The organism is Burkholderia sp. THE68, assembly GCF_009938265.1.
Classification (GTDB): domain Bacteria; phylum Pseudomonadota; class Gammaproteobacteria; order Burkholderiales; family Burkholderiaceae; genus Caballeronia.
On sequence record NZ_AP022315.1, the window covers coordinates 2177218 to 2201718 of the forward strand.

The window sequence follows — 24501 nt, forward strand, 5'->3', positions numbered from 1 at the left end:
TCCCACGAGGAAGGACATCGGCGCGAGCGGCTTTACCCTGCCCTCACGCGCACGAATCACATAAAGGAGAAGAAGCATGGAGATGCAAGGCAATGTTGTTCTGATCACCGGCGGCGCATCGGGCCTCGGCGAGGCGACTGCGCGGCTCATCGCGGCGCAAGGCGGCAAGGTCGTGATCGCCGACATGAACGACACAGCGGGCGAAGCGCTCGCGAAGGAACTGTCCGGTGCGTTCGTCAAATGCGATGTGAGTCAGGAAAGCGACGGCCAGCGCGCTGTCGATGCCGCCTTGACGCTCGGCACGCTGCGCGGGCTAGTGAACTGCGCGGGCATCGCGCCGGCGGCGAAGACGGTCGGACGCGACGGGCCGCATGCGCTCGATCTGTTTTCGAAGGTGATTTCGGTGAATCTCATCGGCACCTTCAACATGATCCGGCTCGCGGCCAGCGTGATGTCGAAGAACGAAGCGAACGATGCGGGCGAGCGCGGCGTGATCGTGAACACGGCGTCGGTCGCAGCCTACGATGGGCAGATGGGCCAGGCGGCCTATGCGGCGTCGAAGAGCGGCGTCGCGGGCATGACGCTGCCGGTCGCGCGTGATCTGAGCAAGAGCGGCATCCGCGTGATGACGATCGCACCGGGCCTGTTCGAAACGCCGATGCTGCTCGGCATGCCGAAGGAAGTGCAGGACGCGCTCGGCGCGATGGTGCCGTTCCCGCCGCGCCTCGGCAAGCCCAATGAATACGCGATGCTCGTCAAGCAGATCTTCGATAACCCGATGCTCAACGGCGAAGTGATCCGTCTCGACGGCGCGATCCGCATGCAGCCGAAATAACGCTTATTGCGACGACGGCGGCTCGTTCAGTCGCCGTCGTGCTGCGTGCGCTGCCGCAACTCGTGCAGCTCGGTTTCGACGACCGTCGCGTCCTCGGCGTCCGGACGGAGCTCGATGTAACGCTGCAAATCCTCCAGCGCCGGACGCAGATAATCGAGCCGCGCATACGCGAAGCCGCGATCGCGCACTTCCTCGATGCTGTTCGGCAGCGCGATCACGAGCCGCTGCTGAACCGCGAGCAGACGCTGCCAGCGCTCCGTCTGCAAGTAGATGCCCTTCAGGTTGCGCAACATGCGCGCGACGATCTCGCGCCGCGTCGCGGGCTGCAACAGCACCCGCAACGCGCTGCCGATCGATTCGCCGACGCGCTGCACATACGGCTCCAGCATCTCGACCATCTGCGCTTCGGAGAGCGTCTGGCCGGTGGTCGGATCGAGCATCAGATCCTGGCCGGGCGTCGCGACGCGCAACAGGAAATGCCCCGGAAACGACACGCCGCGCGCCGGCACGCCGAGCTGTTCGGCCATTTCCAGATAGATCACGGCAAGCGAGATCGGAATGCCGCGCCGACGCCGCAGCACGACGTTCAGATGGCTGTTGTCCGGATCGTAGTAATCGTTGAGATTGCTGGAGAAGCCCAGCTCGCGGAAGAAGTAACGATTGAGCGCATCGACTTTCTGCTTCACGTCCGCGTCGTCGGGCATGCGGCGGCGGGCGCGCACGACGAGCTCGTCGATCTCGGCGAGCGCCGCCTGCATGTCGACATCGGGATAGGCGTCCTGCGCGAGCGACAAGGCCGCTTCCGTGAGCGGAAGGCTCTCGTCGTCCGCCATCAGTGAAGTGAAGTAATCGAGGATACGCGTCGTCGTCATCAAAGCGTGCGTCTCTTGAAATAGGCGTATTTGAAGCCCATCGCGGACAGAATACCGAAATATAGCGCGGCAAACACGACGAGGCTCGCACCGAGCAGCGCCACGCGCAGCAACGGCGTCGCGCGCATGGCGATCCAGTCGAAGTTGATCGCAACCCAGTGCATCGTGCCCGCAAGAATCAGGCACGCGCCCACCAGTTGCGCGAAAAAGCGCAGCCAGCCCGGCGACGGCCGATAGATTCCGCGACGGCGCAGGCCCAGGAACAGCAGCCCCGCGTTGGCGAGCGCGCCGAGGCCGATCGACAGCGTCAGACCGGCGTGCGAGAAGATCGGCACGAAGACGTAGTTGCTCACCTGCGTCATGACGAGCACGAACACGGCGATCTTCACCGGCGTCTTGATGTCCTGTTTCGCGTAGAAGCCCGGCGCGAGAATCTTGATGAGGATGAGCCCGATCAGCCCGATGCCGTAGGCCGACAGCGCGCGGCCGACCATCACGACGGAATGGTTGTCGAACTTGCCGTAGTGAAAGAGCGTCGCGGTGAGCGGCTGGGCGAAGAAGAAGAGCGCGATCGCACTAGGCGCGGCCAGCAGGAACGTGATGCGCAGGCCCCAGTCGAGCAGCGCGGAGTATTCGTCGTTGTCGGCGTCGACGTGCGCTTTCGAGAGGCTCGGCAAGAGGATCGTGCCAAGTGCCGCGCCCAGCAGCGCGGTGGGGAACTCCATCAGCCGGTCGGCGTAGTTGATCCACGACACCGCGCCCGCCCCGATATTCGACGCGATATTCGTGTTGATGATGAGGCTCAGTTGCCCGACAGAAACCGCAAAGGTCGCGGGCACCATCTTCAGCAGCACGCGCTTCACGCCCGGATGCGCGAGCGCGCGCCGGAAGTTCAGGCCGATCTTCGGCACCATGTCGATCTTCTTCAGCCCCGGCAACTGCACGAGCAGTTGCAGGATGCCGCCCGCGATCACCGCATAGGCGAGCGCGTAGACCGGCACCTTCAAGTGGGGCGCGACGAACACCGCCGCGAAGATGAACGCCACGTTCAGCAGCACCGGCGCGAACGCGGGCAGCGAAAACTGCTTGTACGTGTTGAGCACACCGGAGGCGAGCGTCGTCATCGAGATGAAGATGATGTACGGGAACATGATGCGCGTCATCTCGACGGCAAAGCCGTACGCAGCGCCTTCGTGCGAAAGACCCGACGCCACCGCGTACACCACCCAGCTCGCGCCCAGCATGCCGGCGATCGAGAGCACGACCAGGCACCAGGTCAGCACGGTCGACATTGCGTCGACGAGCGCCTTGGTCGGATCGTGACCCTTGCTGTTCTTGAACTCGGCGAGGATCGGCACGAACGCCTGCGCAAACGCGCCTTCCGCGGACAGCCGCCGCAGCAGGTTGGGAATCCGGAACGCGACGTAGAACGCGTCGGTATAGATACTGGCGCCAAAGGCTCGGGCGATCAGCGTTTCGCGGATCAGGCCGGTCACGCGGGACAGCAGCGTGAATCCGCTGACCGTCAGGAGGGCTCGGAATAGATTCATGGGGCGCTTATTATACGGGGCGCCCGCAACCCGCCTACCAGACTCGGCTTATTGCTGGCGGGCAATAGCGCAAGATTGACCGATCGCATCGATCGGGCTTGCGTGAGGGCGGCGGACCGGCCCGATCCACGTCGCGCTTGTCACGTCTCATATTCCGTTGCTATAATCGCGGGTTTCGAAGCTCCAAAATTGTTTGGATTGAGCAGCTTCACGTCTTTTCCGGCTCTGGCCGGCGATGTTACAGAGGTTCTCGGGCAATCGTTCCCGGGATTTCAGATCAAAGGCAGCGCGCACCGATCACCGCTTCCGGCCCCCGGCTGGACAGCCAAGTGAAGCCCGCTCCGGACAAGTGACAGCAGAATCAGCTGAAACAGGAAAAAGGAACCGTCATGGCAAATACCGCACAAGCTCGCAAGCGCGCCCGTCAGGCCGCCAAGGCCAACTCGCACAACTCGGCGCTGCGCTCGAAGTTCCGCACGGCCATCAAGGCAGTTCGCAAGGCTATCGAAGCCGGCGATCAGACCAAGGCCGCCGAAGTGTTCAAGTCGTCGATCAAGACGATGGACATCATCGCGGACAAGAAGATCATCCACAAGAACAAGGCCGCTCGTCACAAGAGCCGCTTGGCTGCAGCCATCAAGGGCCTGCAAGCCCCCGCTGCCCACTAATTCCGGCCCGCTTCCGGCGGGCGCTCTCCGGTTTTCGCGAGTTTCGCGAGGTTTCACAATCGGTGCGTTCGTCGAAGCAGCTTCCTGTTTCCGCTGCGCAGTAACGAAAAAGCCCGCTTCGGCGGGCTTTTTTGCGTCTGGGCCTGGTGTTACCGCCTCAACCCTGCTGCTGGGTCTGCGTGCCGTGATGCGGCGGCAGCTCGCACGCCTCGGTCACGAGGAGATCGTTGTCCTTCGCGAAGTTGAGCACGAAATCGAAGGCCATCGGCTCGATGTCGCGCAGGCGCGAATCGACGATCACGACCTTGATGTCGCCGATCATGGTCGGACGCACGTAGATGGAATATTGCAGGCGGGCGTTCGGCCCTTTCGCCTTGGGCCCGAAACTCGACATCACGCCGCACAGGCGTTCGGACCAGTCGCTCGGCCGAAACTTCCTTCCGCTCTTGGTGATGCCTTGTATGAAGTATTCGGTAGAGGATGATTCAGCCATGTAGCAATACCTTTTGACGGCCGGTGACGCGCACCGGGACGCACATGCCTGACACAGGGAACCGCAAGGGCCGGCGCGCGAAAAGCGCCGGGCGGTCTTCGCGGGACGCGATTCTCTGGGAACCGGCCGCGCCCGCGACAGGAATGGCGGACTCGACAGCACTGGGCAAGCCACCGCGGAATCGGAACGCGCGAAATCACGCCGACCGGATTCTTGCGAACCCTTCGCCGCAGAGCGCGTGAAACGGTGCTGAGTGTTGCAGAACTGTTGAAACGAGCGACCGCAATTATACATTAGCGGCCCCCTCTTGCGCAGCGCACACGGACATCGTGCGCGTCCATCGGGGATTTGCCGAAGCTGTCGGCCGTGCTGGCGCGGCCCACAGAGCCCTTTCTGCCAGCCTCGTCAAACATCGCAAAATCCTTTATGCTCAAATGCGATACCACCCACGACGGCGGCGCCGTCCGGCCCTGACCCGGCGCGCATTAGCGCGGCGAAGGCCGGTTCGAAGCCGCCGCTTGCGTTTTCATGACCGCCAAGAAAATTCGCCACTATCTTCAGTTCAAGGATTTTTCGCTCGACGACTACGAGTACGTGCTCGAACGCGCGCGCATCCTGAAGCGCAAGTTCAAGAACTACGAGACCTATCATCCGCTGCACGACCGCACGCTCGCGATGATCTTCGAGAAGAGTTCGACGCGCACGCGCCTCTCGTTCGAAGCGGGCATCTTCCAGCTCGGCGGCCACGCGGTGTTCATGAACACGCGCGACACGCAGCTCGGACGCGGCGAGCCGATCGAAGATTCGGCGCAGGTCATCTCGCGCATGGTCGACATCATCATGATCCGTACGTTCGGTCAGGACATCATCAAGCGCTTCGCGGAAAGCTCGCGCGTGCCGGTGATCAACGGCCTGACGAACGAATATCACCCGTGTCAGGTGCTCGCGGACATCTTCACGTTCTACGAGCATCGCGGGCCGATTCACGGCAAGACGGTCGCGTGGGTCGGCGACGCGAACAATATGTTCTACACGTGGATCGAGGCCGCGCAGATCCTCGGCTTCAAGTTGCGCCTCTCGACGCCGCTCGGCTACAAGCTCGATCCCGCGCTGGTTTCCGAGGACAGCAAACCATTCTACGAAGAGTTCGACGATCCGAACGACGCCTGCACGGGCGCCGATCTCGTCACCACGGACGTCTGGACCAGCATGGGTTACGAAGCCGAAAACGAAGCGCGCATGAAGGCGTTCGCGGACTATTGCGTCGACGCCGAGATGATGGCGCGCGCGAATCCCGATGCGCTTTTCATGCACTGCCTGCCCGCGCATCGCGGCGAGGAAGTGAGCGCGGACGTGATCGACGGTCCGCAAAGTGTCGTCTGGGACGAGGCGGAAAACCGTCTGCATGTCCAGAAGGCGCTGATGGAGTATCTCCTGCTCGGCAAACTGAATCACTGAGTCATCCCGGCCGCGCGTCCCAAATTTACGGAAGCGCGGCTTTTTAATGTCAAAATAGCGTTTTTTCCGCGCTCTTCATGCCCGTCGCGCGCCCGGCGGACGCGAAGCGGCGCACAACCGCCGCACCGGCTTTTCAGCACACGAGTTCACCATGAGCGATATCAAGAAAGTCGTGCTCGCCTATTCGGGCGGTCTCGACACCTCCGTCATCCTGAAATGGTTGCAGGACAACTACGACGCCGAAGTCGTGACCTTCACGGCCGACATCGGCCAGGGCGAAGAACTGGAGCCTGCGCGCAAGAAGGCGCTGCAGCTCGGCATCAAGCAGGACAACATCTTCATCGAAGATCTGCGTGAAGAGTTCGTCCGCGATTTCGTGTTCCCGATGTTCCGCGCGAACACCATCTACGAAGGCGAGTATCTGCTCGGCACGTCGATCGCGCGTCCGCTGATCGCGAAACGCCAGATCGAGATCGCGCGCGCGACCGGCGCGCAGGCCGTCTCGCACGGCGCGACCGGCAAGGGCAACGATCAGGTCCGTTTCGAACTCGGCTATTACTCGCTCGAACCGGGCATCAAGGTGATCGCGCCGTGGCGCGAATGGGACCTTCTCTCGCGCGAGAAGCTGCTCGCGTACGCGGAAAAGGCCGGCATTCCGATCGAAATGAAGCACAAGCAAGGCGGCGCGCCCTACTCGATGGACGCGAACCTGCTGCACATCTCGTTCGAAGGCCGCCATCTGGAAGACCCGAAGGCCGAAGCCGAAGCCGACATGTGGCGCTGGACCGTGTCGCCGGAAGAGGCGCCGGATCAGCCGGAATATATCGATATCGAATTCGAGAAGGGCGACCCGGTCGCGCTGAACGGCAAGCGCCTGTCGCCCGCCGACATGCTGACCGAGCTGAACCGTCTCGGCGGCAAGCACGGCATCGGCCGTCTGGATCTGGTCGAGAACCGCTACGTCGGCATGAAGTCGCGCGGCTGCTATGAAACGCCGGGCGGCACGATCATGCTGAAGGCGCATCGCGGCATCGAGTCGATCACGCTCGACCGCGAAGTGGCGCACCTGAAGGACGATCTGATGCCGCGTTACGCATCGCTGATCTACAACGGCTACTGGTGGAGCCCGGAGCGCCGCGCGCTGCAGGTGCTGATCGACCACACGCAGGAGAAGGTCAACGGCTGGACGCGCGTGAAGCTCTACAAGGGCAGCGTTTCGGTCGTCGCGCGCGATTCGAAGGAAACGCTGTTCGACAAGACCATCGCGACGTTCGACGACGACGGCGGCGCCTACGATCAGGCCGACGCCGGCGGCTTCATCAAGCTGAACGCGCTGCGCATGCGTATCGCCGAGAACGCGCGCCGCAAGCGCGGAGCGTAATCTCCCGCGTCAGAAACGAAAAAACCCGCCGGACTTTGGTTCGGCGGGTTTTTTTCTGCGCGTCGGGAATCAGAGGCAGACCGGTTCCATCTCCAGCTCGACGCCGAAGCGCGCCAGCACATCGCGCCTGATGGCTTCGGCCAGTTCGAGCACTTGCGCGCCCGTCGCGCCGCCGCGATTCACGAGCACGAGCGCTTGCCGGTCATGCACCGCCGCGCCGCCGATGCTGCGCCCTTTCCAGCCGCATCGGTCGATCAGCCAGCCCGCCGCGAGCTTCGCTTGCCCATCTGCCTGTGGATACGAGACGACGCCGGGTTCGCGCGCTTTCAACGTCTCGAACGCCGCCGCGTTCACCACCGGATTCTTGAAGAAACTGCCGGCATTGCCGAGCACGGTCCAGTCGGGCAGCTTGGCGCGCCGCACCGCGACGACCGCATCGAAAATGGCCTGCGCATCCGGTTTCGCGGCGCCTTCGAGCGCGCGCGCGACATCGGCGTATTCGGCGCGCGGCGTCCACGCCTTCGGCAGCCGGAACACCACCGACGTGATCATGAAGCGCCCGCGCCCTGCCCGCTTGAAAAAGCTGTCGCGATAACCGAACGCGCAGGCGGCGCGATCGAAGTCCACGCGTTCGCCGGTCGCGAGTTCGACCGCGCTGAGCCGCTCGAAGCGCTCGCCCATTTCGAGCCCGTATGCGCCGATGTTCTGAATTGGCGCCGCGCCGACCGTGCCCGGAATCAGCGCGAGGTTTTCGAGACCCGGCATGCCCTGTGCGAGTGTCCAGGCGACGAATTCGTGCCAGTTCTCGCCCGCGCCGGCTTCGACGAGCCATGCATCGCCGGTCTCGCCGATCACGCGTTTCCCGCCAATGGCGACGATCAGCGCGACGCCGTCGAAATCGCGCGTCAGCACGATATTGCTGCCGCCGCCGAGCACGAGTTGCCGCATCTTCGCGATGCGCGCATCGGTGGCGAGCGCGACGGCAGCATCGACGGAATCGATGCGCAGGGCGTGACGCGCGCGCACGTCGAAACCGAACGTGTTGTGCGTGAGCAGGGCGTAATCAGAGAGAAGCTGGAGCGACATGAGCGAGGCGCGTCGGTAGAATGACGACAGGTCCGTGATTATAGCGATTGCGCGAGCCGCGCCCGACGCGCGCTCGCCTCAATGAAGGAGAATGACAAGATGCCATCGTTTGACGTCGTCAGCGAAGCAAACATGATCGAAGTGAAGAACGCGATCGAGCAGTCGAACAAGGAAATTTCCACGCGCTTCGACTTCAAGGGTTCGGATTCACGTGTCGAGCAGAAGGAGCGCGAACTCACGCTCTACGCCGACGACGATTTCAAGCTCGGCCAGGTGAAGGACGTTCTGCTGAACAAGCTGGCCAAGCGCAGCGTCGATGTGCGTTTTCTCGACTACGGCAAGCAGGAGAAAATCGGCGGCGACAAGCTGAAGCAGGTCGTCACGGTGAAGAAAGGCGTGTCGGGCGATCTGGCGAAGAAGATCGTCAAGATCGTGAAGGACAGCAAGATCAAGGTGCAGGCGAGCATTCAGGGCGACGCGGTGCGCGTGCAAGGCACCAAGCGCGACGACCTGCAAAGCGCGATTGCGCTGCTGAAGAAGGAAGTCACGGATACGCCGCTCGACTTCAACAACTTCCGCGACTGATTCGCTGCCGCTTCAAAAGCAAAAAAGCCGTTCCGGTTTGTCTCGGAACGGCTTTCTGGTTTATTCGGCCGCCTGCGCCGCCTTTTTCTTCTCGCCGATGCGGCTTTCCTGCCCGGCCAGCAACTTCGAGATATTGGCGCGATGCCGCCAGATGAGCAGCAGGCTCATCGCCAGCACGGCGAGCGAGATGCGGCTCGGCCCGAACAGAAAAACCTGAAAGAACGGCGCGAACACAGCCGCGACGAGCGCCGCCAGCGACGAATAGCGGAAGAAGAACGCGATGATGACCCACGTGAGCAGCGTCGCGATTCCGAGCGCCGGATGGATCGCGAGCAGCACGCCCGCCGCCGTCGCGACGCCCTTGCCGCCCTGGAACCTGAAGAAGACCGGATACAAATGCCCGAGGAACACGGCAATCGCAGCGAGCGCGGTGGCCGTGTTGATGTCCGCCGGACTCCATCCGAAACTCGCGCCGAAATGAACGACGACCCACACGGGCAGCCAGCCCTTGAACGCATCACCAATCAGCGTGAGGATCGCGGCCTTTTTGTTGCCTGTGCGCAGCACGTTGGTCGCGCCGGGATTGCCCGAGCCGTACGAGCGAGGATCGGCGAGGCCCATCGCGTGACTCACGACGACGGCGAATGAAATCGAGCCGATCAGATAGGACACGACGGCGACGATCAGAAAGATCATGATGTTTTTGCGGTGGTAGCGGGAGCGGAACGCATTCTAATCGACGCTCGCGCACTGCACGGGCTTTGCGTCGAGCAGTTGCGTCAGAACGGACGGTTTCAGGCTGACGAGATAGCCGCGCCGCCCGCCGTTCAGATAAATCAGGTCGAGATCGAGAATGCTCGATTCGACGTACACCGGCATCGCCTTCTTCGTGCCGAACGGCGAGGTTCCGCCCACGAGGAAGCCCGAGTGCCGGTTCGCCACTTCGGGCTTGCACGGCTCGATGCGTTTCGCGCCCGTCTGCCGTGCGAGGTTCTTGGTGGACACGGTGCGATCGCCGTGCATGAGGACGATCAGCGGCTTCGCGTGCTCGTCCTCCATCACGAGCGTCTTGACGACGCGATGCTCGTCCACGCCGAGCTGACGCGCGGATTCTTCCGTGCCGCCGTGCTCGACATAATCGTAAGGATGTTCGCCGAACGCCACCTTGTGACGGCGCAGGAACTGCGTCGCGGGCGTTTCGGATACGTGTTTGGCTTTCGACATGGACGCATTGTAACGAGTGCGCGCGCGTGAGAGGCCGTGGCACGATCGTTCGCGAATGAAGCGCTACGTCACGTTTTCACCCGCGCGGATGATGCTCGCGATGCAGCTTGTGCAGACGCTCGCGCGCGACGTGCGTATAGATCTGCGTCGTCGAGATGTCCGAGTGCCCGAGCAGCAATTGCACGACGCGCAGGTCCGCGCCGTGATTGAGCAGATGCGTCGCGAACGCGTGACGCAGCGTGTGCGGCGAGAGCGGCGCATGCACGCCGCCCTTCAGCGCATGGCGCTTGATGATGTTCCAGAATTGCTGGCGCGTCATGCCTTCGCCGCGCGTGGTGACGAAAAGCGCATCGGCGGAACGTGCGCCGAGCAGCGCCGGGCGCGCTTCGCGCAGATAGCGTTCGAGCCACGCGTGCGCCGTCTCGCCGAACGGAATCAGGCGCTCTTTCGAGCCTTTGCCCATCACGCGCACGACGCCGTCGTTGAGGCCCACTTCGACCGTCTTGAGCGTGACCAGCTCGGTGACGCGCAGGCCGCTCGCGTACATCAGTTCGAGCATCGTGCGGTCGCGCAAGCCGAGCGGCGTCTCGATGTCGGGCGCGCCGAGCAGCGCTTCGACCTGCGTTTCGTTGAGCGTCGACGGAAAACGCGGCGGCTGCCGCGCCGAACGCAGCTTCAGCGTCGGATCGGCGATGGTGCGGTGTTCGCGCAAGGCCCACGCGTAGTAACGTCGAAACACGGACAGGCGCCGGTTCGCCGAGGTCGCCTTGTCGCCGCGGCGCGCGGCCATGTAGCCGTTCATGTCGGCCTCGACGGCGAAATCGATCGACGCGCCGCGCGTCTTGCCGAGCCATTCCGCAAAGAGCTTGAGATCGCGCCGGTACGCTTCGAGCGAGTTTTTCGCGAGCCCGTGTTCGAGCCAGAGCGCATCGCAGAAGAGATCGATCGAGTCGTGGCTCGCGGTGAGTTCCGGCGTTTGTATTGCTTCAGTCGTTGCGCTCGTCATGCGATCGATACACCTTCATGCGCCAGCAGCCAGCGCTTCACATTGCGATAAAAACCGTCGCCGGGATGATGCGCGAAGCCGCCGATCCCGCCCGATGCCACTACCCGGTGGCACGGTATCACGATCGGCAGCGGATTGGAGCCGCACGCCTGCCCGACCGCGCGCGGCACGCTGCCGATCTCGCGCGCAAGCTGCCCGTAGGTCCAGACGTGCCCCGCTGCGATGCCTGAAATGCCCCGCCACACGCGCTGCTGAAACGCGGTGCCGCGGATCGCGAGCGGCAGGTCGAAGCGCATCGACGGCGTGTCGAAGTAACGGCGGATCTGCGCGGCGGCGACACGGGCGAGCGGCGTGTGCGGCTCGATGCTGTCGACATCATCGGGTAGATAAACGATCTCGCGCACCGCTTGCGCATCGGCGCGAATGCCGACTTTGCCGAACGGCGCGTCGATCACGGCATCGAACGATATGGTCTTCATGATTGCTCCAGCGCCCATCGAACGTGTTCGCGGACGAGTTCGGACGAGTCATCTTCACGCGCGCGCAACGCGTCGACGATAGCCTCGCGTTCGCCTGCATCGAGCGCGGAGGAACGCAACGCATTGCCCATCCCGACCGCAATATTGCGCAGCCATCGCTCATGCCCGATGCGCCGGATCGCGCTGCCCTGCATGCGGGTGTCGAAATCGTCGGCGCTCCATGCGAACAGTTCGACCAGCGTCGCGCGATCGAGCCCATGCCGCACGTCGAAATCCGCGACGGGCGCGGCCTGCGCGAACTTGTTCCACGGACAGACGAGCTGGCAATCGTCGCAGCCATACACGCGATTGCCGATCAGCGGACGCAGCTCTTCGGGAATGCTGCCGTGCAGTTCGATCGTCAGATACGAGATGCAGCGCCGGGCATCGACGCGATACGGCGCGACGATCGCACCGGTCGGACATGCGCCGATACAGCGCGTGCACTGCCCGCAATGCGCGCCGTCCTGCTCGGGATCCGGATCGACAGGCAGCGGGACATCGACGAAGATTTCGCCGAGAAAGAACAGCGATCCGGCATCGCGATCGAGCAGCAGCGTGTGCTTGCCGCGCCAGCCGTTGCCCGCCTTCTGCGCGAGCGCGACTTCCAGCACCGGCGCGGAATCCGTGAACGCGCGATGCCCGAACGGCCCGATCTCGCTTTCGATGCGTTCCGCCAGTTGCTGCAGACGATTGCGCATGACCTTGTGATAATCGCGGCCGCGCGCATAGATGGAGACCATCGCCTGCGATGGCTTCGCAAGCCGCGACCACTCGATCGCGCGCCAGTCGTTCTTCTGACCATCGGCTGTCGCGACACTTTCATCGCCCTGTTTCGCGAGCGTGCGCGCCGGCAGATAGGCCATGCGCGCGGTGATGACACGTCGCGTCCCGGCCACAAGCTCGGCCGGTCTTGCGCGTTTCATCCCATGTTTGGCCATATAATCCATTTCGCCGTGATAGCCTGCTTCCAGCCAGTCATTCAGGCCTTTCTCGGCATCCGTCAGGTCGATATCACTGATGCCGACGGCACCAAACCCTAACTCGCGCCCCCACGCCTTGATGCGTTGCGCGAGCTCCGCCAGCGCGTTTTCATCGAATTCGATGACGCGAGACTCTGAGACGGACTCAGCGGCGGCGTCGCTGGACGCGGTCGTGATTTCAACGGAATGTTCCGGCAATCGGTTCATCACGACATTTTACGAGCAATGCCCGAAAGCCCCGTACGAACGACGCAAGACCTTCCTTCCGCGCTTCTCGAACGCCGCTTCGAGTTGCGCGACGAAGCGGCGACGCTCGCTTTCGGAGAGCGCTTCGCGCGCGCCATCGACGCCACGCGCATCCACGCATCGCAATCTTCTTCTGAACGATTTCACGGTCTTCAGGTCCAGTTGATCGGAGATCTGGGCGCGGGCAAGACCACGCTCGTGCGCGCCACGCTGCGCGCGCTCGGCCACGTCGGCCGCGTGAAGAGTCCGACTTACACGCTCGTCGAGCCATACTCGCTCGTCATCGAAAGCGGGCCGCTCGACGTTTATCACTTCGATCTCTATCGCTTCGCCGATCCGGCCGAATGGGCCGATGCCGGCTTTCGCGAATATTTCGATGCGGGCGCGCTGTGCCTCGTCGAGTGGCCGCAACAGGCGGGCGGCCTGCTCGGCGTGCCTGATCTCGTGTTTCAGTTGTCCCTGCCGGACCAGTTCACCCAGGAAGCACATTCGAACGAAGAAGAAGGCCGCGTACTGAGCGCGCGGGCGTTTAGCGAAACAGGAAAGTCATGTCTCGAAAGATGTTGATCAAGCCATTTCATTCGATCGAAGCGGGCGCCAGCGCGCCGCACAACTGGCGCCGCCGCCAGGTGCTGCGCGCGGGCGCCTCCACGCTCGTGCTCGCGCTCGTCGCACCGAAGCTCGCGCATGCGAGCAGTGTGCTTGGCGTGCGCGTGTGGCCCGCGCGCGATTACACCCGCGTGACGATCGAATCGGACCAGCCGCTGCAGAACGCGAACCAGTTGTTGCAGGGACCGGACCGGCTCGTCGTCGATCTTTCCGGCATCGATCTCGATCAGGCGCTGCGCGATCTCGTCTCGAAGATCACGCCGAACGATCCGCAGATTCAGGCGGTGCGCATCGGGCAGTATCAGCCGCATGTGGTGCGCATGGTCTTCGACCTGAAGGGCTCGGTGAAGCCGCAGGTTTTCACGTTGGGTCCGATCGGCAGCTACAAGTACCGCCTCGTGTTCGACCTGTACCCGGCGGTCGCGCCCGATCCGCTGATGGAACTGCTCGCGCAGACCGAGCGCAAGCAGGAGGCGCTCGACCGCGCCAATCCGAATCCGTCGACGCCGCCGCCCGCGACGCTCTCGGGACCTGCGACCGCGCAGAAGCCGACCACGCCCGATTCCACCGACGACTTTTTCCAGAAGTACGCGCAAAGCGACGCGCCGGTCGAGATCGCGCCATCCGTTCCGACGACGCCGAAGCCCGCCGCGAAACCGCGCGTGCCGTCCGCGCCGCCGGTCATCGCGAAGAAGGACGACGACGACGCCGATCAATACACCTTCTCCACGCCCAAGCAAGGCGCCGGCACGACGCGCCTGCTCACCGTCGCGATCGATCCGGGTCACGGCGGCGAGGACCCCGGCGCGATCGGCGGCCAGGGTACGTACGAGAAGCACATCGCGCTCGACATCGCGAAGAAGCTGCGCGCGAAGATCGACGCCCAGGCCAACATGCGCGCGATGATGACCCGCGACGCCGACTTCTTCGTGCCGCTCAACGTGCGCGTGCAGAAGGCGCAGCGCGTGTCGGCGGACCTCTTCGTATCGATTCACGCGGATGCGTTCACTTCGCCCGATGCGCGCGGCTCGTCGGTGTTCGCGTTGTCCGAGCACGGCGCGTCGAGCGCGGCCGCGCGCTGGATGGCGAACAAGGAGAACGCGTCGGATCAGGTCGGCGGCATCAACGTGAAATCGCAGGACGCGAGCGTGAACCGCGCGCTCTTCGATATGTCGACGACCGCGCAGATCCGCGATTCGATGCGCTACGGCAGCTTCGTGCTGAACGAGATCGGCGGCATCAACAAGCTGCACAAGGGCTCGGTCGAGCAGGCGGGCTTCGCCGTGCTCAAGGCGCCGGACATTCCGTCGATTCTGGTCGAGACCGCGTTCATCAGCAATCCGGACGAGGAAGCGCGCCTGAACGACGACGCCTATCGCGACAAGATGGCCAACGCGATCATGAAGGGCATCAAGCGTTACTTCGCGGCGAATCCGCCGCTCGCGAAGGGCCGCATGACGTAAAAAAGCGCGTGAGCGGTGTTGTTCAGCGCGTCGTCGGCAGGATGCGCTGCATGAAACGCGCGCCGAACACGTTCACCGCGAGTCCCGCCATCACGAGCGCCGCGCCCGCGATCTGCGCGGCGCTCAGTCCCTCGCCGAGAAACACCGCCGCCGACGCGAGCCCGATCACCGGGACCAACAGCGAAAAGGGCGCGACGGTTCCCGCCGGATAGCGCGCGAGCAATTTCCCCCACAGGCTGTAACCGACGATCGTCGCGACGAACGAGAGATAAAGAATCGCGAATACGGAAACGAGCGGGATGGACGCAAGACTCGCTTCGATGCGCGCCGGGCCTTCGAAGATCAGCGAGAGCGCGAGGAACGGCAGCGGTGGAATCAGGCTGCCCCATACGACGAGCGACAGCAGATCGACCTTGCCCATGCGCTTGGTCACGACATTGCCGAGCGCCCACATCGCGGAAGCGGCGAGCGTGAAGAGAAAGCCGGTGACGGTCATCGCCTGGCCGCCGCGCATGCCGATCAGCGCGAGCCCGGCCGCCGCGATCACGAGTCCGGCAAGATTCGCCGCGCGGATACGCTCGCCGAGAAACATCGACGCGAAGATGAGCGTGAAGAACGCCTGCGCCTGCAACACGAGCGACGCCAGTCCTGCGGGCATCCCCACATACATGCCGTAGAAGAGCAGCGCGAATTGGCCGAGGGAAATGGTGAGGCCGTAAGCGAACAGCCAGCGCAGCGGAATTTGCGGGCGCTTGACGAACAGCGCCGGCACGGCGGCGAGCGCGAAGCGCAGCGCGCCGAGCAGCATCGGCGGCACGCCATGCAGTCCCAGTTTGATGACGACGAAATTCACGCCCCACGCGAGAATGACGATCGATGCAATCAGCAAGTCCTTTGGCGTCATCGCCCTTCCCCTTCTTTCGTGCGCGTTGATGGCGAATCGGAAAGTGTAGCGGAGGGCCGCGCGCCGTCGCTTGTCAAATCCTGCGCGGCATGACGAAACACGCGAAAAGCGCCCGCGTCACCGCAAGGCGGCGCGGGCGCTTCGGTCCAGGAAAGCCAGGAAAGCGCGCTTACTTGCTCTGGCCCGACTCGGCCGCCGCGTTGTTGCCGGTTTCCACGTCCGGCGTCTTCTTGCCCGACGAAGGTTGCGCGGTATGCTTCCTCGGCTTCTTGTGCTTCATCGTGCCGGCCGAATTGTCGGTGGTGGCGGCGGCATCGTTGCTCATCGCCCCCGACGAATTGCCCGACGATGTCTGCGCGAATGCGCCCGTCGCGGCGGTGGCGGTGAAAAGGCCCGCGGTGATGGCCATCAACAGCTTGTTCTTGCTCATGTTCAGACTCCCGATGCTGGTTGCGAAGATTGTGCGAAGCCGCGCGAAGTCGCATGCACGCGGCGACGTAAAAGACGAGGAACCCGGTGGCAGGCCTGCGCAGCGCGGCATCGGCCGGTAGAATCGACGGAACCACGCGCGCCATTCCGGCGCCCGATCCTTCCTGCGAAATCCGCCATGCCATCGACGATCCGCGCACTCCTCAAGCCTCACCAACACGACGTCGGCGGCCTCATGGTGCGGCGAGTCTTGCCCGCGCTCGCGGCGCGCACCGTCGGACCCTTCATCTTTTTCGACCATATCGGTCCCGCAACGCTCGTGCCCGGCAAGGGACTCGACGTGCGCCCGCATCCGCATATCGGGCTCGCGACAGTCACGTATCTGTTCGACGGCGCGATCATGCATCGCGACAGCGTCGGCTCGGTGCAGAAGATCGTGCCCGGCGACGTCAACTGGATGACCGCGGGCCGCGGCATCGTCCATTCGGAGCGCACGCCGGACGAAGAGCGCGCCGCCGGTCAGTCGATGCACGGCATCCAGACGTGGGTCGCGCTGCCGGTGGCGAGCGAGGAGATCGAGCCTGCGTTCGAGCATCACGCGGCTGCCGCCTTGCCGCAGATCGAACGCGACGGCGTGACCCTGCGCGTGATCGCGGGCACGGCGTTCGGTGCGCAGGCGCCCACGCGCACGTTTTCGCCGACGCTCTATGTCGCCGCGCAGTTCGCCGCCGCGAGCGAGATCACGCTCGATACCGAACACGAGGAGCGCGGCGTCTATCTGGTGAGCGGCGATCTGTCCATCGACGGCGAAGCGCTGCCCGAACAGCAGATGGCCGTGCTGACGCCGGGCGCGGACGTGACATTGCGCAGCGCGAATGGCGCCGTCGCGATGCTGCTCGGCGGCGCGCCGCTCGACGGTCCGCGCTTCATCGAGTGGAACTTCGTGTCGAGCTCGCGGGAGAAGATCGACGCCGCAAAAACCGCATGGAGCGAGCAGCGCATGGGACACGTGCCCGGCGAGACCGAGTTCATCCCGCTGCCGCCGCAGCGCCGCGAAAATCGCGCACCCGACGCGTGAGGCGTGCGTGAGCGCTTGAGAGTCGCGCGGATCGTCCCCATATAGATGGGATCGACCGCAAGCATTAGGAGAAAACGCAATGGATACGACCCTCGCCACCTTCGAGAACGATGTCATCAACGCGTCGATGCTCGCGCCGGTTCTGGTCGATTTCTGGGCCCCGTGGTGTGGCCCGTGCAAGACGCTCGGACCGATGCTCGAAAGGCTCGAAGCCGAGGCAGCCGGCAAGTGGAAGCTAGTGAAGGTGAACGTCGACGAGAATCAGGAACTCGCGGCGCACTTCCAGGTGCGCAGCATTCCGCATGTGATCGCGTTCGCGGATGGCCGTCCGATCGACCAGTTCATCGGCGTGCTGCCCGAAGGCGAATTGCGCGCGTTTCTCGACCGTCTCGTGCCCGATGGCGCCGAAGCCGAGCGCAGCGCCGCGCACAGCGCATGGGCTGCGGGCGACCGCAAGAAAGCCATCGACACGATCAAGGCCGCGCTCGCGCTCGATCCCGGCTACGACGACGCGCGCCTCGACCTGATCGAGTGGCTGATCGCGGAGCGCCGCATCGACGACGCGAAGGAAGAGGACAAGCTGCTGTCGCCCAAGACGACGCAGGGCATCGACGCGCGCTACAACGCGCTGAAAACCGAACTCGATGCCGCCGATGCCGCCGCCGATCTGCCGCCCGCCGACGCGCTGATCGACGCGGTGAACGCGAATCCCGACGATCTCGACGCGCGTTTCGCGCTCGCCAATCGCCTGATCGCGGGCCGGGACTATGCGGGCGCGCTGGAAAACCTGCTCGCGATCGTCGTGCGCGACCGCGCCTTCATGGATGACGTCGGCCGCAAGACGATGCTTTCCGTGTTCGAGCTTGCCGCGAATCAGCCGGATCTCGTGTCACAGTGGCGGCGCAAGCTGAGCGCGGCGATCAACTGATCGACGCGTTTGAGCAAAACGGCCAGTTCTATGAAGAACTGGCCGCGCGTTTCGCCAGTTCGCGCAACACATGGGCGGCCGCCGCGAAACCGAAGCTCGCCGTCACGCACACGCTCGATCCGAAACCCGCGCAATTGAGCCCGACCGGACCTGAATGACCCGCGCCCGTTTCCAGATGCTCGGCGCCTTCGCTGATATCGCATGCGGGCGCGTCGGGATAGATCAACGGCTCGTCGGAATACACCGCGCTCACCTTGAAGCGCGCCTTCGGGCCGCGCGGAAAGCCGTGCAGCTTGCGCAACTGGCCGCGCACCTTCGACAACAGCGGGTCCTGAATCGTCAGCGCCAGATCGTCGATGCGGATACGCGTCGGGTCCAGTTGCCCGCCCGCCCCGCCGACGGTGATGAGCGCCTGCTTGCGCGCCACGCACCACGCGATGAGCGCGGTTTTCGTGCGCACGCTGTCGATCGCATCGACGACGTAATCGAAGCCACCGCCGAGCGTGGCGTCGAAGTTGCCGGGCTCGACGAAATCCTCGATTTGCCCGACCACGCACGCCGGATCGATCAGCTTGATGCGCTCGGCCATCGCGGTGACTTTCGCCTTGCCGTAGTTGCCGTCGAGCGCATGAATCTGGCGGTTCGTATTGCTTTCGGCGACATTATCGAGATCGATCAGCGTCAGCTTGCCGACAGCGCTGCGCGCGAGCGCTTCGGCCACCCACGAGCCCACGCCGCCGATGCCAATCACCGCGACATGCGCTTTTTCGAACGCGTCGAGCGCGGGCGCGCCGTACAGACGCGCGATGCCGCCGAAGCGGCGCGCGCGATCGGCGATGTCTTCGGCGGAGGGCGTGACAGCGGTGTCGGATGAAGCGTTCATGTCGTGTGGATGGATGAAGCCGGGTCGGTTGAAAGCAAACTAAAAGCCATCGAAATGCTGCGTTCGTTGTGCGGCGTCAATCAAGGCTTACGGACGGCTGTCGGGTTTGAAAACTTGAGTGTCCGATCATGCAAAATTCGATCGAATTGCGTATTCTGCCTTATCGAAACCCCGGACGTGATAGCCGTGAGCGCCGCACCCGCCGGCACGCAACAGGTCCAGGGGTAATCAGGGCAATATCGTTTCACCTTGGCTATACTGACCCGATTGTAGCGTTTGCATAAAAATGACGACCCTCGCTGACCTTCGCAAAAACTATTCGCGCGGCGCGCTCGACGCCGCGGACGTCGATCCGGACCCGGTACGCCAATTCCAGACCTGGTTCGCTCAGGCGCTCGATGCCAAGTTGCCCGAACCGAACGCCATGACCCTCGCGACCGTCGATGCAGAGGGCCGTCCGTCCGCCCGCATCGTGCTGATCAAAGGCGTCGACGAGCGTGGCTTTGTTTTTTTTACCAATTACGATAGCCGCAAAGGCCGCGAACTTCTTGCCAATCCCGCGGCGAGCCTGCTGTTCCACTGGATCGAACTCGAGCGACAGGTGCGTATCGAGGGCCGCGTCGAAAAGACGAGCGATGAGGAGAGCGACGCGTATTACGCATCGCGTCCGCTCGGCTCGCGCATCGGCGCATGGGCGTCCGACCAGAGCCAGCCGCTCGAAAGCCGCGAAGCGCTGGAAGCGCGCGAGCGCGAGATGGTCGCGAAATACGGCGACGCGCCGCCGCGCCCGCCGCACTGGGGCGGTTATCGCCTCGTGCCGGATGCCATCGAATTCTGGCAGGGACGCCCGTCGCGCTTGCACGATCGCATTGTCTATACGCGTGGTGACGCGGGCGCGCCGTGGCGCATCGCGAGACTCGCGCCGTAGAAGCGGCAAGCAGCACGAACATGGAGGCGCGAAGCCTTCTCTTGATTTCATCTAGCGCGGAGAAACAAGCATGTTCTGGGAGAAGAAGCTGACGCAGTGGGTGGAGGAAGTGCGCGACCGGGCCAATCTGCCCGCGCGGCTCGTGCTGTGGGATGGCCAGCAGCACGATTTCGGCCAGTTCGCGGCGCCTCGGGTGACGCTGCACGTGAAGAGCGCGACCGCGCTGCCCTATCTGCTCGAACCGAGTCTCGACAACCTCGGTGAAGCTTACGTGAAGGGCAAGATCGACATCGAGGGCAAGCTCTCCGACATCATCAACATCGGCTATTCGCTGGCGAAGAGCACGGTGACGAGCGCAAGCAAGCTCGCCCGCGTGCGGCGTTACTTCAATCATTCGAAGACGTCGGACCGGAGAGCCATTCAGTACCACTACGATGTGTCGAACGAGTTCTATCAGCTCTGGCTCGACAGGAACATGGTGTACTCCTGCGCGTATTTCGAGAACGGCGACGAAGACATCGACACCGCGCAGTTGAAGAAGATCGACCACATCCTCACGAAGATCCAGTTGCAGCCGGGGCACACGCTGCTCGATATCGGCTGCGGCTGGGGCGCGCTCGTGATTCGCGCGGCGCAGAAGTTCGGCGCGAAGTGCGTGGGCGTCACGCTCTCCGAAAACCAGTTCAGGCTCGCGACCGAGCGCGTGAAGGCGGCGGGTCTGGAAGACAGAATCGAAATCCGGCTGCAGGATTATCGCGACATTCCGGGGCAGTTCGATCGCATCACGAGCGTCGGCATGTTCGAGCATGTCGGGCGCAAGAATTTGCCGGACTACTTCGCTAAGATCCGCGATCTGCTCGTCGATGACGGCATCGCGATGAATCACGGCATCACGTCGTCGGATGCCGACAGCGGCGAGACTTCGCTCGGCGGCGGCGAGTTCATCGACAAATACGTGTTTCCGGACGGCGAGCTGCCGCATATCGGCCTCGCGCTCGAAAGCATGCAGCGCGGCGGACTGGAAGCGCTCGATGTCGAAAGCCTGCGGCGGCACTACGCGCACACGCTCGACATCTGGGCCGACCGTTTCGAGGAACACGCCGAGGAAGCGAAGAAGCTCGTCGACGATGAGCACTTCCGCATCTGGCGCCTGTATCTCGCGGGCTGCGCGTATGCGTTCGAGAACGACGACGTGTCGATCTATCAGGTGGTCTGCCGCAAGGCCGGGCGCAGTGCGACGACGCTGCCGTGGTCGCGGCGGTATATCTACGAGAAGGCGCTCTGAACCACGATTCGCCCCCTCTCGACACGGACGAGCCGGAAGATCAGTTCGATCTCTTCGGCGAGTCCGCGCCCGTTCTGGCGGAACCGCCCAAGCCGCCGAAGCAACCCAGGCCGCGCGGCATCCTGCCCGCGCCCTTGCAGCCCGAACTCGAAGCCATCGCGCAGCGCTTGCCGGAGGCAATCCATCTCGGCACGTCGACATGGTCGTTTCCGGGCTGGCGCGGCATCGTCTACGGCGACGAGTACTCCAACACGAAGCTTTCCCGCGACGGTCTCACCGCCTACGGCGCGCATCCGCTTCTGAGAAGCGTGTCGATCGACCGCTCGTTCTACGCGCCGCTATCGCTTGCCGAATATGCGCGCTATGCATCGCAGGTGCCCGCGCATTTCCGCTTCATCGTGAAGGCGCCCGCCTCCGTCACCGATGCCTTCATTCGCGGCGAGCGCGGCACGCCGGACGCGCAGAACCCCGCGTTCCTGAATGCGCAGATCGCCATCGACGAGTTCGTGACGCCGTGCATCGGCGGGCTCGGCGCGAAAGCGGGCGCGCTCGTGTTCCAGTTCTCGCCGCTGCCCGATGCAATGGTGGTCGAGCCGGCGAGTTTCATCGACCGGCTGTCGGCGTTCATGAACGCGCTGCCGCCGCTCGAGGGCGAGTCGTGTTACGCGGTGGAGATTCGCGACGCCGTGATGCTCACGCCGCGCTTCATCCGCGCACTGCGCGACGCGAATGTGCGCTATTGCATCGGCGTGCATGCGCGCATGCCGGACGTGCGCCGTCAGGCGAAGGCGCTCGCGTTGCTGGATGAAGAAAAAATGGGCCCGCTGATCGTGCGCTGGAGTCTGCACAGCGGCTTTCGCTACGAGCAGGCAAAGGCGAAGTACGAACCGTTCGACAAGATCGTCGATGAAGACCGCGACACGCGCGAGGCGCTCGCCGAACTGGCCGCGCGCTATGCGATTGCGGGCCAGCCGGTCGTGATCGCGGCGAACAACAAGGCGGAAGGTTCCGCGCCGCTCACGTGCTTCGAACTCGCGCGCGGCATCGCGGAAGAAATCGAGCGCGCGCGAGACAGCTAGAAACGCCTTACGCCTTCAGCCGATGCACGAACTTCTTGCGGAACTTCGCGACCTTCGGCCCGACGACCGCCGCGCAATACCCCTGATTCGGATGCTGCGCGAAATAGTTCTGGTGATACGCCTCGGCAGGGTAGTAGTCGTCGGCGAGCGGTACGACTTGCGTGACGATCTTGCCGCCGTAGACATCCTCGCGCTGCAACTCGTCGATCACTTCGAGCGCAATCTTGCGCTGCTCGTCCGAATGCGTGAACACGGCCGATCGATACTGCGTACCGACGTCGTTGCCCTGCCGGTTGAGCTGGGTCGGATCGTGCGTCGCGAAGAAAATCTCCAGAACCTCGCGATAGCCGATGACGGACGGATCGAACACGACCTTCACGACTTCTGCGTGACCGGTTTCGCCGTCGCAAACCTGCTCATAGGACGGGTTCACCACCTTGCCGCCCGCATAGCCCGATTCGACCGACTCCACACCCTGCACCGCGAGAAACACGGCTTCTGTACACCAGAAACATCCACCGCCGAGCGTCGCGGTCTCAAGTCTCGCCTGTTCGGTCATGTGCAACTCCTCATCAAGTGCATGCGGCCATGCCGCGGATCACGCATATGGATGCGCCCGCGCGTTTCTTCAATCTCGCGGGCGAGATGAATCGAGCTTACTGGGTTTGGCCGCGCCGCGCAGAAAGCCCCGGCGGAAGGAAACTTGCCGCCCGAATACGGTGATTTGGCGGCTACCGGCTGCCGATTCCGATAGAATCGAAGCAAATCTCCAGTTTTTACATGACTTCTGAAAAGGTCCTTCCGACTGAAGCGCGACGCGCGGCCGGCTCGGTAGCACACGACACATTCGACCGCCCATTTGCCTGCTCATCTGCCAAATGACACGCGCCAAGACCCCGAATTTCGATCCGACCGCGTTTCGCGCCGCGCTCGGCCAGTTTGCGACCGGCGTCACGGTCATCACGACGCGCACCGAATCCGGCCAGTTGGTCGGCATCACCGCGAGTTCGTTCAACTCGGTATCGCTCAATCCGCCGCTCGTGCTGTGGAGCCTCGCGACGAAATCCGCGTCGATGCCGGTATTTCGCGCCAACAGCCACTATGTGGTGAACGTGCTCGCGGCGTCGCAGCTCGACCTGTGCCGGCGTTTCGCGACCGTCAAGGGCGACCGCTTCGCGGGCGTCTCACACGCGGCCGGCGACACCGGCATGCCCGTACTCGACGGCGCGCTCGCGTGGTTCGAATGCCACAACCGCAGCCGCTATGACGAGGGCGATCACGTGATCTTCGTCGGCGAAGTGGAACGCTGCGGCGTGCGCGAAGACGTGACGCAAGTCTCGCCGCTCGTCTTCCACGCGGGCGGCTTCCATACCTTGGGACCGCTGGAATAACGCTCAGGGCGTGTGCGCGCGCCCCGGCTGCTCGATCAGCGCGACCGGCACGCCGGCGTCGTCCTTCATCGTCTGAAGCACGATGTTCGAGCGGATGTCGATCACGCCGGGCGCCTTGTAGAGCTTCGAAAGAATGAAGTCGGAGTAATGCTTGAGGTTGTGCGCGAGCACCCGCAGCACGTAATGCGTGTCGCCGGTGACGACGAACGCGCCGACCACTTCCGGCCATTCGCGCACGGCGGCGGCGAACTTCTCGTGCCAGTTTTCCTGGTCGTTGCGCATCGAGACGTGGACGAACGCCTCCAGTTCGATGCCGAGGCGCTCGCGGTCCAGGCACGCGCGATAGCTCGCGATCACCCCTTCCTCTTCGAGCAGCCTCATGCGGCGCAGACACGCCGACGGCGAAAGCGCAATGCGCTCCGCCAGGTCCAGGTTGCTGATCCGTCCATCTTCCTGCAGTACCGCCAGAATTCGGCAATCCGTTGCATCGAGCGTGAAGCCGGTCATTTTTGAGTCCCCTGTGCCCGTTTCATCGAATTATGTTCTAAGCGCGCCACTTTTGGGTGGTTATTTTGCAAGCACCTTTCGAGATAACGCGACTATGATTTGACGCATCTTC

General features: G+C 63.6%; 27 protein-coding genes. 13 read left to right on the plus strand and 14 right to left on the minus strand.

Annotated elements, in window-relative coordinates:
• The first annotated feature begins 76 nt into the window (after positions 1-76).
• The gene (locus tag BTHE68_RS10295; protein ID WP_162066238.1) at positions 77-835 is read left to right on the plus strand and encodes a 3-hydroxyacyl-CoA dehydrogenase; all 759 of its coding nucleotides are present in this window, start codon (positions 77-79) and stop codon (positions 833-835) included.
• Positions 836-861: 26 nt separating this feature from the next.
• Here the strand turns inward: BTHE68_RS10295 and BTHE68_RS10300 are convergent, their stop codons facing one another.
• Both BTHE68_RS10300 and murJ read right to left on the minus strand, forming a co-directional pair.
• Positions 862-1707, minus strand: coding sequence for a SirB1 family protein (locus tag BTHE68_RS10300; RefSeq protein ID WP_162066239.1), 846 nt, complete (start codon positions 1705-1707; stop codon positions 862-864).
• Entirely contained in the window at positions 1707-3257 is a 1551-nt protein-coding gene (gene murJ, locus BTHE68_RS10305) for a murein biosynthesis integral membrane protein MurJ (RefSeq protein WP_162066240.1), read from the minus strand. Before murJ ends, BTHE68_RS10300 begins: the two co-directional genes overlap by 1 nt.
• A 389-nt stretch (positions 3258-3646) precedes the next feature.
• Here murJ and rpsT point away from each other — a divergent pair, with 389 nt between their 5' ends.
• Positions 3647-3925 (plus strand): 30S ribosomal protein S20, encoded by a 279-nt coding sequence (gene rpsT / locus BTHE68_RS10310; RefSeq protein ID WP_162066241.1) that lies wholly within the window; start codon positions 3647-3649, stop codon positions 3923-3925.
• Between the two features lie 157 nt (positions 3926-4082).
• On the opposite strand, the gene BTHE68_RS10315 is transcribed toward rpsT, so the two are convergent.
• Positions 4083-4418, minus strand: coding sequence for a DUF3579 domain-containing protein (locus BTHE68_RS10315; RefSeq protein WP_162066242.1), 336 nt, complete (start codon positions 4416-4418; stop codon positions 4083-4085).
• A 528-nt stretch (positions 4419-4946) separates the two neighbouring features.
• On the opposite strand from BTHE68_RS10315, the gene argF reads away from it, so the two are divergent.
• A complete protein-coding gene (gene argF, locus BTHE68_RS10320; protein WP_162066243.1) occupies positions 4947-5876 on the plus strand; it encodes an ornithine carbamoyltransferase in 930 nt (309 codons plus the stop codon).
• Positions 5877-6027: 151 nt separating this feature from the next.
• A complete protein-coding gene (locus BTHE68_RS10325; RefSeq protein WP_162066244.1) occupies positions 6028-7257 on the plus strand; it encodes an argininosuccinate synthase in 1230 nt (409 codons plus the stop codon).
• Positions 7258-7326: 69 nt separating this feature from the next.
• Here the strand turns inward: BTHE68_RS10325 and murB are convergent, their stop codons facing one another.
• Positions 7327-8343 carry a UDP-N-acetylmuramate dehydrogenase gene (gene murB, locus BTHE68_RS10330; RefSeq protein ID WP_162066245.1) on the minus strand — a complete coding sequence of 339 codons (1017 nt, stop codon included), beginning with the start codon at positions 8341-8343 and terminating at the stop codon, positions 7327-7329.
• A 99-nt stretch (positions 8344-8442) separates the two neighbouring features.
• Between murB and BTHE68_RS10335 the strand changes: the two genes are divergently transcribed.
• Positions 8443-8928, plus strand: a complete 486-nt coding sequence (locus BTHE68_RS10335; RefSeq protein WP_014192189.1) for a YajQ family cyclic di-GMP-binding protein — start codon at positions 8443-8445, stop codon at positions 8926-8928.
• 60 nt (positions 8929-8988) lie between these two features.
• Here the strand turns inward: BTHE68_RS10335 and plsY are convergent, their stop codons facing one another.
• The 5 genes from plsY to queG all read right to left on the minus strand — a co-directional run bounded on the left by plsY (position 8989) and on the right by queG (position 12866).
• Complete coding sequence (gene plsY, locus BTHE68_RS10340; protein WP_162066246.1) at positions 8989-9624, minus strand: glycerol-3-phosphate 1-O-acyltransferase PlsY; 636 nt, start codon at positions 9622-9624, stop codon at positions 8989-8991.
• 36 nt (positions 9625-9660) lie between these two features.
• Positions 9661-10152 (minus strand): Cys-tRNA(Pro) deacylase, encoded by a 492-nt coding sequence (gene ybaK, locus BTHE68_RS10345; RefSeq protein ID WP_162066247.1) that lies wholly within the window; start codon positions 10150-10152, stop codon positions 9661-9663.
• 76 nt (positions 10153-10228) lie between these two features.
• Complete coding sequence (xerD, locus tag BTHE68_RS10350) at positions 10229-11158, minus strand: site-specific tyrosine recombinase XerD (RefSeq protein ID WP_162066248.1); 930 nt, start codon at positions 11156-11158, stop codon at positions 10229-10231.
• Entirely contained in the window at positions 11155-11637 is a 483-nt protein-coding gene (locus BTHE68_RS10355; protein ID WP_162066249.1) for a methylated-DNA--[protein]-cysteine S-methyltransferase, read from the minus strand. The genes xerD and BTHE68_RS10355 overlap by 4 nt, the downstream gene beginning before the upstream one ends.
• On the minus strand, positions 11634-12866 hold the full coding sequence (queG, locus tag BTHE68_RS10360; RefSeq protein ID WP_162066250.1) for a tRNA epoxyqueuosine(34) reductase QueG: 1233 nt from the start codon (positions 12864-12866) through the stop codon (positions 11634-11636). Before queG ends, BTHE68_RS10355 begins: the two co-directional genes overlap by 4 nt.
• Before the next feature lie 18 nt (positions 12867-12884).
• Here queG and tsaE point away from each other — a divergent pair, with 18 nt between their 5' ends.
• Both tsaE and BTHE68_RS10370 read left to right on the plus strand, forming a co-directional pair.
• Positions 12885-13472 carry a tRNA (adenosine(37)-N6)-threonylcarbamoyltransferase complex ATPase subunit type 1 TsaE gene (tsaE, locus tag BTHE68_RS10365; protein ID WP_162066251.1) on the plus strand — a complete coding sequence of 196 codons (588 nt, stop codon included), beginning with the start codon at positions 12885-12887 and terminating at the stop codon, positions 13470-13472.
• Entirely contained in the window at positions 13454-14977 is a 1524-nt protein-coding gene (locus tag BTHE68_RS10370) for an N-acetylmuramoyl-L-alanine amidase (RefSeq protein WP_162066252.1), read from the plus strand. The genes tsaE and BTHE68_RS10370 overlap by 19 nt, the downstream gene beginning before the upstream one ends.
• A 22-nt stretch (positions 14978-14999) precedes the next feature.
• Here the strand turns inward: BTHE68_RS10370 and BTHE68_RS10375 are convergent, their stop codons facing one another.
• Both BTHE68_RS10375 and BTHE68_RS10380 read right to left on the minus strand, forming a co-directional pair.
• The gene (locus tag BTHE68_RS10375; protein WP_162066253.1) at positions 15000-15881 is read right to left on the minus strand and encodes an EamA family transporter; all 882 of its coding nucleotides are present in this window, start codon (positions 15879-15881) and stop codon (positions 15000-15002) included.
• Between the two features lie 169 nt (positions 15882-16050).
• A complete protein-coding gene (locus BTHE68_RS10380) occupies positions 16051-16311 on the minus strand; it encodes a hypothetical protein (protein WP_162066254.1) in 261 nt (86 codons plus the stop codon).
• 177 nt (positions 16312-16488) lie between these two features.
• Between BTHE68_RS10380 and BTHE68_RS10385 the strand changes: the two genes are divergently transcribed.
• Positions 16489-17388, plus strand: coding sequence for a pirin family protein (locus BTHE68_RS10385; protein ID WP_162066255.1), 900 nt, complete (start codon positions 16489-16491; stop codon positions 17386-17388).
• Positions 17389-17467: 79 nt separating this feature from the next.
• The gene (gene trxA, locus BTHE68_RS10390) at positions 17468-18316 is read left to right on the plus strand and encodes a thioredoxin (protein WP_162066256.1); all 849 of its coding nucleotides are present in this window, start codon (positions 17468-17470) and stop codon (positions 18314-18316) included.
• A gap of 28 nt (positions 18317-18344) precedes the next feature.
• Here trxA and BTHE68_RS10395 read toward each other — a convergent pair whose 3' ends face one another.
• Positions 18345-19199 carry a tRNA threonylcarbamoyladenosine dehydratase gene (locus tag BTHE68_RS10395; RefSeq protein ID WP_162066257.1) on the minus strand — a complete coding sequence of 285 codons (855 nt, stop codon included), beginning with the start codon at positions 19197-19199 and terminating at the stop codon, positions 18345-18347.
• A 286-nt stretch (positions 19200-19485) separates the two neighbouring features.
• Between BTHE68_RS10395 and pdxH the strand changes: the two genes are divergently transcribed.
• The 3 genes from pdxH (at position 19486) to BTHE68_RS10410 (ending at position 22491) form a co-directional block, all read left to right on the plus strand.
• A complete protein-coding gene (gene pdxH, locus BTHE68_RS10400) occupies positions 19486-20127 on the plus strand; it encodes a pyridoxamine 5'-phosphate oxidase (RefSeq protein ID WP_162066258.1) in 642 nt (213 codons plus the stop codon).
• Between the two features lie 70 nt (positions 20128-20197).
• Complete coding sequence (locus BTHE68_RS10405) at positions 20198-21412, plus strand: class I SAM-dependent methyltransferase (protein WP_162066259.1); 1215 nt, start codon at positions 20198-20200, stop codon at positions 21410-21412.
• Positions 21376-22491 (plus strand): DUF72 domain-containing protein, encoded by a 1116-nt coding sequence (locus tag BTHE68_RS10410; RefSeq protein ID WP_502710558.1) that lies wholly within the window; start codon positions 21376-21378, stop codon positions 22489-22491. The genes BTHE68_RS10405 and BTHE68_RS10410 overlap by 37 nt, the downstream gene beginning before the upstream one ends.
• 7 nt (positions 22492-22498) lie before the next feature.
• On the opposite strand, the gene msrA is transcribed toward BTHE68_RS10410, so the two are convergent.
• Positions 22499-23050 (minus strand): peptide-methionine (S)-S-oxide reductase MsrA, encoded by a 552-nt coding sequence (msrA, locus tag BTHE68_RS10415; RefSeq protein ID WP_162066260.1) that lies wholly within the window; start codon positions 23048-23050, stop codon positions 22499-22501.
• A gap of 319 nt (positions 23051-23369) precedes the next feature.
• Between msrA and BTHE68_RS10420 the strand changes: the two genes are divergently transcribed.
• Complete coding sequence (locus BTHE68_RS10420) at positions 23370-23882, plus strand: flavin reductase family protein (protein WP_162066261.1); 513 nt, start codon at positions 23370-23372, stop codon at positions 23880-23882.
• Positions 23883-23885: 3 nt separating this feature from the next.
• Here the strand turns inward: BTHE68_RS10420 and BTHE68_RS10425 are convergent, their stop codons facing one another.
• Complete coding sequence (locus BTHE68_RS10425) at positions 23886-24389, minus strand: Lrp/AsnC family transcriptional regulator (RefSeq protein WP_162066262.1); 504 nt, start codon at positions 24387-24389, stop codon at positions 23886-23888.
• Positions 24390-24501: the final 112 nt, after the last annotated feature.